Raw genomic sequence first — 13,801 nt, forward strand, 5'->3', positions numbered from 1 at the left:
GACGGAAGCCGGTTGATCGGTTCGAGCGGCGGCGAGCCGCTCGAACGGGTCGCGGCGTTGCCTGGGTGTCCTAGCCAGGGTAAGCCTCATCCACCTTCAGGCCGGCCAGCTTGAAAATGACGCGCAGCGTTTGCGGTTTGATGTCGCGACGCGAAGCGAGCGTCGTCATGACGAAGTCGAGCACTTTCGCGTACTTGAGCATCGTCAGGCACGTCTCCATGTCGACGCTGCCATCGCGCATCACCTCGGCTAGCCGCAGCATTTCGGTGGAAATGTCGCGTGCCATCTCCAGTTCGAGCTGCTGCTTTTCCGACCACGCAGGGGCGGCGGTGAGCTTTGCCAGCATTTCCTGAAATTTCTGTTCGACGTTTCCGTTGGGTACCGTGTCCATTGCCGCCTCTTCTATTATCCCGGCGCGCGCCCGTTTGAAATCGTGGCGCGCTGCTGGTTACGTAACATTCGGTCCGTGTTCCGGGACCGTCCTCCCCACATGCATTCGGTTCGCGTGATCCACGTCACGGCCGACAGCCTGTTGTTATGCGCAACGCGGCTTCCCCATCGGGTGAACCGGCCCACAAGATGCTTTCAAGCCACATCGGAAACGACCCGCGCACTGCCTTTTGAGCAGGAAGTGTTCCAGGTTTGTGGCGTTTCTCGCAGGGTCGATGCGGCTCCTTAGGTGAGCGGGCTGCGCTTTGGGTAAACTGGCAGCAACTTTTTCTTTTTTCCGTCATCTGTCGCACGTTCGCGTTGCAATCGATGGCGGTCCCCACGATGTCCAGCAAAACTCACGAAATCCGTCCGAACCAGTCCGTCGAGCTGTTGAAGGAGCTTCATATCCTGACGCGCGATGGCAAGATGAACCAGGACAGCCGCCGCAAGCTGAAGCAGGTCTACCACCTGTTCCAGTTCATCGAGCCGCTGCTGAAAGACCTCAAGGAGCAGCAGGGCGCGGTGACGCTCGTCGACCACGGCGCGGGCAAGTCATATCTAGGTTTTATCCTCTATGACCTTTTCTTCAAGGAGTTTCAGGACGCTGCGGGTGGTGCATCGCACATTTACGGCATCGAGACTCGCGAGGATCTCGTGACGAAATCCGAGGAGCTGGCCGACCGGCTGGGCTTCAAGGGGATGTCGTTTTTGAATTTGTCGGTGGCGGAGTCGATTACTTCAGCGCGTCTGCCGGCGCAGATCGATATCGTGACGGCGCTGCATGCGTGCAATACCGCGACTGACGACGCGCTTCGGTTTGCGCTGGAAAAGCGTGCGAAGTACATCGTGGTCGTGCCGTGTTGCCAGGCTGAGGTGGCAGGGGTTTTACGGCAGAACAAGGGCAAATCGCTCGGCAATGCGTTGACCGAGATCTGGCGGCATCCGCTGCATACCCGGGAATTCGGCAGCCAGATTACTAACGTGCTGCGCTGCTTGCAGCTGGAAGCACACGGCTATCAGGTGAGTGTGACCGAGCTGGTCGGGTGGGAGCATTCGATGAAGAATGAACTGATTATTGCGCAGTTCAAGGATCTACCGAGGCGGCGGCCGGCCGAGAGGCTTAATGAAGTGATGGAGACGCTCGGCATCGAGGAGCTGAAGGAAAGGTTTTTTGTCTCCGCCTGATCTGTCCTGCGGCGGTGGCTTTTTTGTAGCCACCGCGCGATCTACATTTTCATCAGATCGTTCCAACCTTTAAGACCGATTCGCCGAAGGGTCTCCTGATTCCGCTCATAAATATCTTCCGCATTGGGAAAAGCCTGAACCGCCCGTTCAATACTGTCTTCGCGAAGCAGATGAAAAATAGGATAGGGCGCCCGATTTGTATAATTCTCGATATCGTCGGGTTCACTGCCTTCAAACTGATATTGAGGGTGAAAGCTGGCAATCTGAATCACACCCTCAAGCCGAAGTTGCTTGATCATTCTCTCGGCAAAAAACAGGCAATCGTTATAGTCGAGAAAATCGCCGAGTGCGTGGGGTAAAACTAGCAGCGTGGTATCCACCACTTCGGGATTCGCTTCGACCAATGCCTGAATCTCCGTTTCGAGATCGGTTAAAACCCCTTCCGTATCTATAGCGTCGCTAACGGCATAGCGAATCTGCCCCTTCACATGCACGGCCTTGGCAAAAGGGCACAAATTGAGCCCGATCACGGCCTCTGTCAGCCAATGACGAGTGGCGGCGATAACAGCATCATGAGATTCGGCAGGCAACGACATGGCAGGCAGCGAAAGGGGAAAGTGCCATTCTAACGGCGCGGAACGGCACCTATCCGCGCCCTGCCGTAACAGGACGGCAAAAATCTCAGCCCGCTTGCGCCCCGCTGCACGCCGCGGCGATCAACTGCGCCGCCACCTTAGGTGCCGCAAGAATCGGCCCGCAGCCCGGGCCGTAGGTCTGGCTGGCCGCGTACACGCCCTCGATCATCAAACCCAGCCCATTGGCCAACGCCAAGGGATCATCTGCGCCTGCCGCGGTCGTCACATCCAGAAGCCGCGCCATCAGCCGTTCCTTGTTGCGAAACACGAACTGCCGCGCCGGATGCGTCGCGTCGGGAAACTCCACCGACACATTCACGAAAGGACAGCCGCGGTAGTCGTCGATGGACGCACGCACCGCCAGGTCGTCGAAATATTGCTGAAGCTGCTTTGCCGGTTCGCCTGGATGCTTCGCAAAGCTCCCCTCCACGTAGCTGAAAAACTGCTCGTCCTTTTGCTCCAGGTACGCCATCACCAATTCGTCCTTCGACGAAAACTGGCGGTACAAGCTCATCTTGTTGACGCCCGCGCGCTCCACCACGGCGTCGACGCCGACCGCCCGCACGCCCTCGCGGTAGAACAGTTCGTCCGCGGCCCGCAACAGATGCTGCTGCGCCTCTGGGCCGGTCGTCTGCGCGCCGCGTGCTCGCCGTACACCGGCTGGCTTGAGGGTTTCACTGTCGGACATGGAATGCCACCTGAATTGAATTGACGCCTTGACATGTTACCGAGCAGTAACTAGTATCGCAACACCAATTGTGACAGATCTGTCACAAGTCCTTTACCGAAGTCGTAACAATGCGAGCGACGCGGCCTGCGGGGCAGGCGTCGATTGGAGAACCGATGAACTGGGCAGCGAGACTGATTGGCGGACGTTTCCACTACGGCTGGTTGACCGTTGGGGTGGTGTTTCTGGTGTTGCTGGCGGCGGCCGGCACGCGTGCCACGCCGAGCGTGATGATGGTGCCGCTGGAGCATCAATTCGGCTGGAGCCGCGCGACGATTTCGCTCGCGATCTCCGTGAACATCGCGCTCTACGGTTTGATGGGGCCGTTCGCGGCCGCGGCGATGCAACGCTTCGGCGTGCGCCCTACCTTGCTGATCGCGCTCGGCACGATGGCGGCAGGCGTGGCGCTGTCGTCGCTGATGACGCATCCGTGGCAGATGGTTCTGATCTGGGGCGTGATGGTCGGCGGCTCGACTGGGGTGGCGGCGCTGTCGTTATCCGCGACGGTCGTGACGCGCTGGTTCACCACGCATCGTGGCCTCGTGATGGGGATTCTCACGGCTAGTTCAGCGACTGGCCAACTGGTGTTCCTGCCAATGCTAGCGGCCATCGCCGAGCATTACGGCTGGCGCCAGGTGGTGTGGGTCGTCGCGGGCGCGGCGGCGATCGTATTGCCGCTGGTCGCATTTCTGCTGCCGGAGCGGCCCGCGGATATGAAGTTGCGCCCGGTCGGCGAACCGGCCGATGCGTCGGTCTCCACCTCCGCGACCAAACAGAATCCACTGACCATCGCCTTCGGCACGCTCGCCATGGCGAGCAAGACGCGCGATTTCTGGCTGCTGTTCTTCAGTTTCTTTATTTGCGGCGCTAGCACCAACGGTTACGTCGGTACGCACCTGATCGCGATGTGCGGCGACTACGGCATGACCGAAGTGCAGGGCGCCTCCTTGCTGGCCGCCATGGGCATCTTCGATCTGTTCGGCACGACGCTGTCGGGCTGGCTGTCGGACCGCTTCAATAGCCGCGTGCTGCTGTTCTGGTACTACGGTCTGCGCGGTTTGTCGTTGATGTATCTGCCGCACGCTTTCGGCATCGATTTCTTCGGCCTGCCGTTGTTCGCGGTGTTCTACGGTCTCGACTGGATCGCCACCGTGCCGCCCACCGTGCGTCTGGCGACCGATGTCTACGGCAAGGAAGCGGCGCCGGTCGTGTTTGGCTGGGTGGTCGCCGGCCACCAGCTCGGCGCGGCGTTCGCGGCACTCGGCGCGGGCATGTTGCGCGCGAGCCTCGGCACGTACACGGTGGCGTCGATGATTTCTGGCGGGCTGTGCCTGGTTGCCGCCGTGATCGTGCTGCGGATCAACCGGCCGGCCAAGGTGCCGGAGCCGCAAGCGGTGTGAAGCTGCACCTCTGCGCACGGTGATCAAAGCAAACCCACGCAAACGGCCTCGTTCGGGGCCGTTTGCCATTGCAGCCGACGTGAAAACTAAAGCGCACTTGTTGGCGCGCGGGTGCCTCAGCCCGGTTATGCTATGAGACCCCGGGCAACCGCCCGCCGATCATGAATTTCGACCGAGAGAAGCGCATGACCAACAAACCCGCCCCTACCGCAGTTGCCATTCACGAGCTGATTGCAGGTCGCTGGAGCCCGCGCGCGTATTCGAGCGAGCCGGTGAGCCGCGAGCATCTGCATTCGGTGCTCGAAGCGGCACGCTGGGCGCCGTCTTCGTATAACGCACAACCGTGGCGTTTCCTCGTATTCGATCGCAGCGTCGATGAAGTCTCGTTCAAGCAGGCATTTGCCACGCTGGTGCCGTTCAATCAGGGCTGGAATGCGCCGGCGCCGGTGCTGATCGCGGTGACCACGCACACGCTCACCAACAAGGGCGAAGTGAACCGTTGCGCGCCGTACGACGCGGGTGCCGCGGCGATGGCGCTGGTGCTGCAGGCGCATGCACTCGGTCTCGCCGCGCATCAGATGAGCGGCTTCGATCCGAACGCGTTCCGCACGGCGTTCAAACTGCCGCACGACGTCGACGTGATTGCCATCATTTCGCTCGGCCATTATGGCGAGGTCGACAAACTCGATCCGGTGCTGCGCGAGCGCGAGAAGTCGGTGCGTCAGCGTCTGCCGCTTGCCGATATCGCTTATGGCGGCGGCTGGAAGAAGGCGTTCTGAACGCCTTGCAGTTGTGGTGGCGACAAAGACGCGCGGCGCTGACCGCGCGTTTTTTTATTTCGCGTTGGCGGCAATGCGCTGAGGGGTGTGGTCCACTCTGCACGCTGTGCGACGCGTTAAGGCGCGTGGTTCATTCCGCGCCGTCCGCGACGCTCGAAAGCGGCATGGCAACATGCTCGAGCGACTTGCGCTCCGCATCCACGCCCCAGATCGCGGCGATCACCGCCGCGGCGAGCATCAAACCCGAGCCGACCAGATAGCCAAAAAACACTTCGCTGCGCTGATGCGTATCGATCAGCCGGCCGAAGAACGCCGGGCCGATGATGCCGCCCAGCGCCGTGCCGAACGCGTAGAAGACCGCGATCGCCAGGGCGCGGATTTCCAGCGGAAACGATTCGCTAACCGTCAGATAAGCCGAACTTGCCGCCGCCGAGGCGAAGAAGAAGACCACCATCCACGCGATCGTCTGCGTCACCACGGTAAGCATCTGCTGCTCGAACAGATAGCCGCTCAGCGTCAGCAGGAGGCCGGATAGGGCGTAAGTCGCAGCGATCATCTTGCGTCGCCCGATGACGTCGAAGAGCCGGCCGAGCACCAGCGGTCCGAGGAAGTTGCCGAGCGCGAATGGCAACAGATACCAGCCGATGTGGTCGCCCGGCACGTGATAGAAATCAGTCAGCACCAGCGCGTAGGTGAAAAAGATCGCGTTATAGAAGAACGCCTGAGCGGTCATCAACGACAGGCCGACCAGCGCGCGCCGTCGGTGCACATTGAACAGCGTGTGAAACACCTCGCGCAACGGCGTATGTCCGCGTGCCCGCAGCTTTAGCCGCGTGAGGTCATCGTCGGAGAGTGCATGGCCTTCGTTGCGAAAGCGCATTTCGATATCGGCGACGATCGAGCGCGCATCGCGTTCACCGCCGTGCGTAAGCAGCCAGCGTGGACTTTCGGGTACCCAGATGCGCATCGGCAGAATCGCCAGCGCCAGCACCGCGCCGATGAAGAAACAGGCGCGCCAGCCCCAGTCGCCCGGCAGCAGATTCGGATCGAGCAAGATGAGTGAGCCCGCCGCGCCGAGTCCCGCGCCGACCCAGAAGGTGCCGTTGATGCCGAGATCGGTCCAGCCGCGCACCCGCGGGGGCGTGAACTCCTGAATGGTCGAATTGATCGCCGTATATTCACCGCCGATGCCCGCACCGGTGAGAAAGCGAAACAGCAGAAAACTGGCGAGATTCCACGACAACGCGGTCGCCGCAGTGGCGGCCAGATACAACGCGAGCGTGATAAAGAACAGCTTGCGACGGCCGAACCGGTCGGTCAGCCAGCCGAAGCCGAGCGCGCCGAGCACGGCGCCGGTAATGTAAGCGCTGCCGGCGAGGCCCACATCGGCGTTGGTAAAGTGCAACGATGGGCTAGACTTCAGCGCACTTGCCACCGCGCCCGCCAGCGTCACTTCAAGACCGTCCAGCAGCCACGTCACGCCCAGCGCGACAACGATCTGCGAGTGAAAGCGTCCCCACGGCAAACGGTCGAGCCGCGAGGGCAGGTCGGTTTCAATGATGGCGGCGTTTTTCTTGTGGACAACGGCGGTAGGCGGCGCGCTCATTGCTATAAGTCTCCTGATTGCCGAAAATTGGCGGCGTATCCTGTCGAATCCAGCAATTTTTGTTCCGTCGAGCGGATTTGGGATCGTGTTGCGGGCGTCCCGGAAAGCGTCAGTTGATGCTGGTTGCGCTTTCGTGATACAAAGCCGCTCCCCTTTCTGTCCGCGCCAGCCGTGAGCGGCGATTCCTGCCATGAACTATTGCGCGATTGACTTCGGTACTTCCAATTCGGCCGTGGCCGTCCCTGACGGCGCTGCGCTTAGGCTTGCGCCGGTCGAGGGCGCCTATACGACACTGCCGACCGCCGTCTTTTTCAACACCGACGAGAACACCCGCGAGTTCGGGCGTGCCGCGTTGGCGGCGTATATCGACGGTTTCGACGGCCGTCTGATGCGCTCGATGAAAAGTATTCTCGGCTCGCCACTCGCCGAAAACTCGACCGATCTCGGTGACGGATCGGCGATCAAGTACACGGACATCATCGCGATTTTCGTCGACCACCTGAAGCGCTCGGCCGAGAAGAGCATCGGCGGCCCGATCAGCCGCGCCGTGTTGGGCCGCCCGGTGTTCTTCGTCGACGACGATCCGCGCGCGGACCAGATGGCGCAGCAGCAGCTCGAAGCGGCGGCGCGTTCAGCCGGTTTGCGGGAGATTCACTTTCAGTATGAGCCGATTGCGGCCGCGTTCGACTACGAATCGCATCTGACGGAAGAGGGACTCGTGCTGGTGGCCGACATCGGCGGCGGTACGTCGGACTTTTCCTTGGTGCGGGTGGGGCCGGAGCGGATGATGCGCGTGGAGCGCAAAGACGACGTGCTGGCCCACCACGGTGTGCACGTTGCGGGCACGGATTTCGACCGCCGTGTCGAACTGGTGACGATCCTGCGTGAACTCGGCTATCAGACGCTCGACCCCGAAGGTCGCGAGATTCCGAACCGCATCTATTTCGATCTGGCCACCTGGCACCTGATCAACACCGTCTACGCACCGAAGCGCGTCAGCGAACTCGCGCTCATGCGGCATCTGTTCATCCAGACCAAACATCACGACCGCCTGATGCGCGTCGTGGAACGCCGCCTGGGCCATGCATTGGCTGCTCACGCGGAAGAAGCGAAGATCGGCGTGGCGGCGGGTGGCGAGACCGTGATCGACCTCGACGAGGTGGAAGACGACCTGCGCCTGGCATTCGACGAAGCGCAACTCATCAAGGCCGGTCAGGACGAGACGCAGCGCATCGTGCAGGCGGCGCGCGATACGGTGCAGGCGGCCGGTGTGGCTCCGCGCGACGTCAACGCGATTTACTTCACGGGTGGCTCAACCGGATTGGCGTTTCTGTCGGGCGCATTGGCCGCGGCATTTCCGGATGCCAAAGCGGTATTCGGCGACCGTCTCGCCAGCGTCGCGACAGGCCTCGGTATTCACGCGCGGCGTTTGTTCGGATAACCAAATTGATCAAACGCATACTGCGGAGATAATCGCCGCATACAGTTACGACGAATATAAAAAAACCCCGCCGAGGCGGGGTTTTTTGCGTCCAGAAGGAAGCGTGCTTGCTTACACCGGCTTGATGTTAGCAGCTTGCTTGCCCTTCGGGCCCGTCTTCACTTCAAACGTAACCTTTTGGTTTTCTTGCAGCGTCTTGAAGCCTTCCGTGCGGATTTCCGAGAAATGCGCGAACAGATCTTCGCCGCCGCCGTCCGGCGTGATGAAGCCAAAGCCCTTTGCGTCATTGAACCACTTGACGGTACCGGTTTCCATATTACTTGTTCCTAAAGATGGTAAATAAGGCCGAAGCCCAATGGGTGCGCATGAAAATCAAGGAAGGGGGTAATGGGACCAACCGGAGTACCGTTGATGGGCGAACTACGAAAGACCAATTCACTCGCCGCTTGAAATCCTGCCCGAACGTTATACGGCGATTTCGGGCGAAGGTCAACACTCTCATCCCATTTTTACAATGTTTTGATGGATTGGCGTAAAAATTGCTTACAAAGCTTGCTGTTCGTCTGAGAATTTTGCCAGGGAGAACCCTTAGTTTGGCTGCAACGTGAGGGTGCAACCGTTAAACTACGCGCCGCGCGTCGGTTGCACCTGCTTTTGGACCGCCGCGCACGCATGCGCGTCACCCCGTCCCCAACGCCACAAGCGATGTCACGCGGTGCCGACATGGTTCTGATGCAATCTGCATGGGACCGGAGTAAGTGCTACAGCACTCACTCCGGCCGACATACGGTGTATGGGACCAGAGTAAGTGCTTTGCATGGGACCAGAGTAGGCGCTAAAGCGCCAACTCTGGCCGACAGCTAAAGCGCTAACTCTGGTCGACACAGGAGAGGATGTGAAAAGTTCTATACAACGGAACATCGGACCGGTCGCGCTTCTGCTGACCGGCTTGGGGTCGATCATCGGATCGGGCTGGCTGTTCGGCGCGTGGAAGGCTGCAAAAATTGCCGGGCCGGCTGCCATTTGTGCATGGGTTATCGGCGCGATCGTAATTCTCGCGATTGCATTGACCTACGCGGAACTCGGCGCGATGTTCCCGGAGTCTGGCGGCATGGTGCGTTACGCACGCTACTCGCACGGCGCCCTAGTGGGTTTCATCAGTGCGTGGGCCAATTGGATCGCCATTGTCTCGGTGATTCCAATCGAGGCTGAAGCCTCCATTCAATATATGAGTACCTGGCCGTATCCATGGGCGCATGCGCTATTCGTGGATGGGTCATTAACGACCAATGGACTACTGCTGTCCGCGGCCCTGGTGATCGTTTACTTCCTGCTGAACTACTGGGGCGTGAAGCTGTTCGCACGCGCCAATTCGGCGATCACGGTCTTCAAGTTCCTGATTCCGGGTGCGACGATCGCCGGTCTGATGGCGACGGGCTTCCACAAGGAAAACTTCGGTGAAGTGAGCACCTTTGCGCCGTACGGCTGGTCCGCTGTGCTGACGGCCGTGTCGACGAGCGGTATCGTGTTCGCCTTCAACGGTTTCCAGAGCCCGATCAACCTCGCGGGTGAAGCGCGCAATCCGGCCAAAAGCGTGCCGTTCGCGGTGATCGGCTCGATCCTGCTGGCATTGGTGATCTACGTGCTGCTGCAAATCGCGTATATCGGCGCGGTGAGCCCGGGCGACGTGATGAAGGGCTGGAGCCACTTCAACTTCGCTTCGCCGTTTGCCGAACTGGCCATCGCGCTGAACCTGAACTGGCTGGCGATTCTGCTGTACGTCGACGCGTTCGTCAGCCCGAGCGGCACCGGCACGACCTACATGGCGACCACCACCCGCATGATCTACGCCATGGAGCGCAACAACACGATGCCGAAGATGTTCGGCAACGTGCACCCGTTCTACGGCGTGCCGCGTCAGGCGATGTGGTTCAACCTGCTGGTGTCGTTCATTTTCCTGTTCTTCTTCCGTGGCTGGAGCTCGTTGGCGGCGGTGATCTCGGTCGCGACCGTGATCTCGTACCTGACTGGCCCGATCAGCCTGATGGCGCTGCGCCGCGCGGCGACGGATCTGGAGCGCCCGCTGCACATTGCGGGCATGAAGATCATTGCGCCGTTCGCTTTCGTGTGCGCGTCGCTGATCCTGTACTGGGCGAAGTGGCCGCTGACCGGCGAAATCATTCTGTTGATGGTCGTCGCGCTGCCGGTGTACTTCTACTTCCAGGCGAAGTCGGGTTTTGGCGGCTGGGGGCGTGACCTGAAGGCTGCATGGTGGCTCGTGGCCTACCTGCCGGTGATGGCGATCCTGTCGCTGATCGGTAGCAAGGAGTTCGGCGGCCTCGGCGTTCTGCCGTACGGCTGGGACATGCTGGTGGTGATCGCGTTTTCGCTGGTGTTCTACTACTGGGGCGTGAATAGCGGCTATCGCTCGGAGTACCTCGACGAGCGTCAGACGCACGACGAAGTGCTCGAAGGCATCGGCGCACACTAAGTTTGCACAGAGTCTTTCGCCGGATCGCCGGACCGCCGGATCGTCATGATCCGGCCTGGTACGAAAAAAGCCCGCCTGAGTTGCTCAGGCGGGCTTTTTTGTTGGCGGCACCTCGTCCGTGTTCTGGTGCTTCGATGACGCTGTTTTGGCGTTGCGTCGACGTTGACGTTGAGTCAGGCGGTGCCGAACACGTAATTTGTCATGGCGAGCGACCGCTGATAGGTCCCGAGTGACTGAATCGCGAGCGAATAATCGTCGTCCGCCGCACCCAGCGCCGCGAATACGGGCAGCAGGTGCTCGTCGGTCGGATGCATCAGCACCGCGTGCGGCGCCTGACGGCGGTAGTCGAGCAACGCGTCGATGTCGTGCGCAGCGAGCTTCGCCTCGAACCAGTCGGTGAATTCGGTTACGCGCGGATCGGCGTCTTCCGGGCGCGCGGAAAAGTCCGCGGCGCGTAGGTTGTGCGTGATCTGCCCCGAGCCGATCACCATCACGCCGTCGTCCTTCAGCGAGCGTAGCGCGCGACCCACGCGGAAGTGATGGGCCGCGTCCATGTGCGGCTGGATCGACAGCTGCGCGACCGGTAGGTCGGCCTCCGGGAACATCAACAGCATCGGCACCCACGCGCCGTGGTCGAGCCCATGCGGCTGGGCGTCGGCAAGGATGCCGTGTTCGCCGAGCAGCACGGCGGCGCGGCGCGCCACATCGGGCGCGCCCGGAGCCGGATATTGAATTTCATACAACTGACGCGGGAAGCCGTAGAAATCGTGGATGGTTTCCGGTGCCGTGGACGTGCTCGCCACCGGCTGCGCCGTGCCCCAGTGCGCCGACAGCATCAGCACGGCTTCAGGACGCGGCAATTGCGCCGCCAGCGTGCCGAATTCGGCGGAGGGCAGCGAAGGGTCGATCGGCAGCGTAGGCGCGCCGTGGGAGAGGAAAAGCGACGGTAAGCGATTCATGGCAGCAACGCCGCCGCAAAGACGCGGCGCGGAAGTAGGGTTGCTATCAATATAGATCTGTATCCGCGTTTGATAAACGGGTGAAAACGGAATTGATTGTGTTACGGGTGTTGTTAATGGCGATGGAGCGATTGTCGGGCGCCGCTCGTCTCGGTCGCCAGGTCGTGGCAACGTAGCACCTGCCTTTGCGCCACGCGCTGCCGTGGCATGTCGTACCGCGAATTATTCCTGCGCGCCGCGCAATCCTTGCCACGCCGGCGACAATGCCGGCCCAAGGGCGAACAGATCCAGCACGCGCGCGACCGTGTGATCGACCATCTCATCGATCGAGGCCGGCTGGTTGTAGAACGCGGGTAAAGGCGGAAAGATCACGCCGCCCATTTCGGTGACGGCTGTCATATTGCGCAGATGCGCGAGATTGAATGGCGTTTCGCGCACGAGTAGCACGAGCCGGCGGCGCTCTTTGAGCGTGACATCGGCAGCGCGGGTGATCAGATTGTCGGAAAGACCATGCGCGACGCTTGCCAGCGTCTTCATTGAGCAGGGGGCGACCACCATGCCGTCGGTGGCAAACGAACCGGACGCGATACTCGCGCCGACGTCGCGCACCGAGTGGACGACATCCGCGAGCGGATGCACGTCTTCTTTGCTTAACTGGAGTTCGTGCTGGATATTGAGCCATCCAGCGCTCGAAATCAGCAGATGGCTCTCGACGCCGCCCAGCCTGCGCAACGTCTCAAGCAACCGGATGCCGTAGATGGCGCCGGTCGCGCCGGTGATCGCGACGATCAGCCGGCGTGGCGCCGCAGCGCGTGTTTCCATGGCTCGCGGCGCCTTATCGGAGGACGGCAAACGTTCGGACGGCGGCCGCTTAAGCCGCGGCGAACAGTTGCTGCAGTTCGCCCGATTCGTACATTTCCATCATGATGTCCGAGCCGCCGACGAATTCGCCGTTCACGTAGAGCTGCGGAATGGTCGGCCAGTTCGAGAACTGCTTGATACCCTGGCGGACTTCGTCGTCTTCGAGCACGTTGACGGTTTTGATTTCATTGACGCCGCACGCCTTCAGGATCTGGATGGCGCGGCCGGAAAAGCCGCACATCGGGAACTGAGCGGTGCCCTTCATGAAGAGCACGACGTTGTTGTCGTCGACGATTTGCTTGATGCGTTGTTGCGTATCCATGACTGACCTTGCGGTTCCGTTATGTGTAGGGAATAGGCTGAAATGATAGCGGATTTCGGTGCGACCGGCCGAGGGCCGCTTTGCCACCCCGGCAATTAAGGTTATCGATCGAGGTCAGCCGGGCAACCGCCCGCCGCTGATTCGCTCGATGCCGGCGAGATCCGGCTCCGAGCGGACTTCCGCGAAACCTTCTGCTGCAAGCAGCGTGCGGACGGCGGCGGCCTGATCGTAGCCGTGTTCGATCCACAATACGCCGTTGGCGGCCAACCGTGTGGGCGCACCTGCGACGATCTTACGGATCGCGCTGAGGCCGTCGGCTTCGTCGGTAAGCGCGCCGCGCGGCTCGAAGCGCAGATCGCCTTCGGACAGGTGCGGATCGCTGCTCGCGATATACGGCGGATTGCTGACGATTACATTGAAACTTAACGCTGCGCCGAGCGAGCCATACCAGTCGCTTTGCTGCAATACCACGGCGCCGCCGGGGCGTTTGGCGTCCAGCAAGCGTGCGGCGTTGCGCGTGGCCACCGCCAGCGCTTCGGCGGAACGGTCCAGCGCCCAAACCTGCGCGTCGGGCCGCATCGACGCAATGGCTAGGGCAATCGCGCCGGTGCCGGTGCCCAGATCGAGCACGCGTGGCCGCGAGATGTTTTCCATCGCCACCAACGCCGTTTCGACCAGCAATTCCGTTTCGGGACGGGGAATCAGCACGTCCGGCGTCACTTCGAGATCAAGCCCGAAAAATTCGCGCGCACCGACCAGTTGCGCCACCGGCTCACCGGCGACACGCCGTGTTTCCAGGGCCCGGTATTGCTCAACGACCATGCTGTCGAGTGCTTCATCGCCGCGCGTAATCAATTGCGTATGCCGCCAGCCGAGCACGTGCGTGAGCAGAATTCGCGCTTCGAGGGGAGGCAGTGGCGAGGCGCGCAACAGCGCGACGGGTGTGACCAGATCCATTCGCGT

14 protein-coding genes are annotated in these 13,801 nt (G+C 61.2%); 5 read left to right on the forward strand and 9 right to left on the reverse strand.

The annotated features are described in order from the left end of the window. Positions 1 to 70: 70 nt before the first annotated feature. Positions 71 to 391: a type II toxin-antitoxin system HicA family toxin gene (locus GNZ12_RS18230; protein ID WP_074282059.1), complete on the reverse strand. Its 321-nt coding sequence runs from the start codon at positions 389 to 391 to the stop codon at positions 71 to 73. Positions 392 to 774: 383 nt separating this feature from the next. Between GNZ12_RS18230 and GNZ12_RS18235 the strand changes: the two genes are divergently transcribed. Further along, entirely contained in the window at positions 775 to 1,617 is an 843-nt protein-coding gene (locus GNZ12_RS18235; protein ID WP_172312269.1) for a class I SAM-dependent methyltransferase, read from the forward strand. A gap of 41 nt (positions 1,618 to 1,658) precedes the next feature. Here the strand turns inward: GNZ12_RS18235 and GNZ12_RS18240 are convergent, their stop codons facing one another. Both GNZ12_RS18240 and GNZ12_RS18245 read right to left on the reverse strand, forming a co-directional pair. After that, complete coding sequence (locus tag GNZ12_RS18240) at positions 1,659 to 2,213, reverse strand: DUF1415 domain-containing protein (protein ID WP_172312189.1); 555 nt, start codon at positions 2,211 to 2,213, stop codon at positions 1,659 to 1,661. A gap of 85 nt (positions 2,214 to 2,298) precedes the next feature. Then, complete coding sequence (locus GNZ12_RS18245) at positions 2,299 to 2,940, reverse strand: TetR/AcrR family transcriptional regulator (protein WP_172312191.1); 642 nt, start codon at positions 2,938 to 2,940, stop codon at positions 2,299 to 2,301. A gap of 155 nt (positions 2,941 to 3,095) precedes the next feature. Between GNZ12_RS18245 and GNZ12_RS18250 the strand changes: the two genes are divergently transcribed. Both GNZ12_RS18250 and GNZ12_RS18255 read left to right on the forward strand, forming a co-directional pair. Continuing rightward, positions 3,096 to 4,379 carry an MFS transporter gene (locus GNZ12_RS18250; protein ID WP_172312193.1) on the forward strand — a complete coding sequence of 428 codons (1,284 nt, stop codon included), beginning with the start codon at positions 3,096 to 3,098 and terminating at the stop codon, positions 4,377 to 4,379. A gap of 185 nt (positions 4,380 to 4,564) precedes the next feature. Continuing rightward, on the forward strand, positions 4,565 to 5,158 hold the full coding sequence (locus GNZ12_RS18255; RefSeq protein ID WP_172312195.1) for a nitroreductase family protein: 594 nt from the start codon (positions 4,565 to 4,567) through the stop codon (positions 5,156 to 5,158). Positions 5,159 to 5,288: 130 nt separating this feature from the next. On the opposite strand, the gene GNZ12_RS18260 is transcribed toward GNZ12_RS18255, so the two are convergent. Then, positions 5,289 to 6,764, reverse strand: a complete 1,476-nt coding sequence (locus GNZ12_RS18260) for an MFS transporter (protein WP_172312197.1) — start codon at positions 6,762 to 6,764, stop codon at positions 5,289 to 5,291. 190 nt (positions 6,765 to 6,954) lie between these two features. Between GNZ12_RS18260 and GNZ12_RS18265 the strand changes: the two genes are divergently transcribed. After that, positions 6,955 to 8,205: an Hsp70 family protein gene (locus tag GNZ12_RS18265; RefSeq protein ID WP_172312199.1), complete on the forward strand. Its 1,251-nt coding sequence runs from the start codon at positions 6,955 to 6,957 to the stop codon at positions 8,203 to 8,205. A 111-nt stretch (positions 8,206 to 8,316) separates the two neighbouring features. Here the strand turns inward: GNZ12_RS18265 and GNZ12_RS18270 are convergent, their stop codons facing one another. Next, on the reverse strand, positions 8,317 to 8,520 hold the full coding sequence (locus GNZ12_RS18270) for a cold-shock protein (RefSeq protein ID WP_007180251.1): 204 nt from the start codon (positions 8,518 to 8,520) through the stop codon (positions 8,317 to 8,319). Between the two features lie 580 nt (positions 8,521 to 9,100). Between GNZ12_RS18270 and GNZ12_RS18275 the strand changes: the two genes are divergently transcribed. Beyond that, complete coding sequence (locus tag GNZ12_RS18275) at positions 9,101 to 10,696, forward strand: APC family permease (protein ID WP_172312201.1); 1,596 nt, start codon at positions 9,101 to 9,103, stop codon at positions 10,694 to 10,696. 173 nt (positions 10,697 to 10,869) lie between these two features. Here the strand turns inward: GNZ12_RS18275 and GNZ12_RS18280 are convergent, their stop codons facing one another. The 4 genes from GNZ12_RS18280 to prmC form a co-directional block, all read right to left on the reverse strand. Continuing rightward, on the reverse strand, positions 10,870 to 11,655 hold the full coding sequence (locus GNZ12_RS18280; protein ID WP_172312203.1) for a DODA-type extradiol aromatic ring-opening family dioxygenase: 786 nt from the start codon (positions 11,653 to 11,655) through the stop codon (positions 10,870 to 10,872). A gap of 222 nt (positions 11,656 to 11,877) precedes the next feature. Next, positions 11,878 to 12,477, reverse strand: a complete 600-nt coding sequence (locus tag GNZ12_RS18285) for a UbiX family flavin prenyltransferase (RefSeq protein ID WP_121108740.1) — start codon at positions 12,475 to 12,477, stop codon at positions 11,878 to 11,880. A gap of 49 nt (positions 12,478 to 12,526) precedes the next feature. Beyond that, entirely contained in the window at positions 12,527 to 12,838 is a 312-nt protein-coding gene (gene grxD / locus GNZ12_RS18290) for a Grx4 family monothiol glutaredoxin (protein ID WP_074282070.1), read from the reverse strand. A 114-nt stretch (positions 12,839 to 12,952) separates the two neighbouring features. Further along, positions 12,953 to 13,795, reverse strand: a complete 843-nt coding sequence (gene prmC, locus GNZ12_RS18295; protein ID WP_172312205.1) for a peptide chain release factor N(5)-glutamine methyltransferase — start codon at positions 13,793 to 13,795, stop codon at positions 12,953 to 12,955. Positions 13,796 to 13,801 lie beyond the last annotated feature (6 nt).

Source organism: Paraburkholderia solitsugae, assembly GCF_013177695.1.
GTDB classification, from domain to species: Bacteria; Pseudomonadota; Gammaproteobacteria; order Burkholderiales; family Burkholderiaceae; genus Paraburkholderia; species Paraburkholderia solitsugae.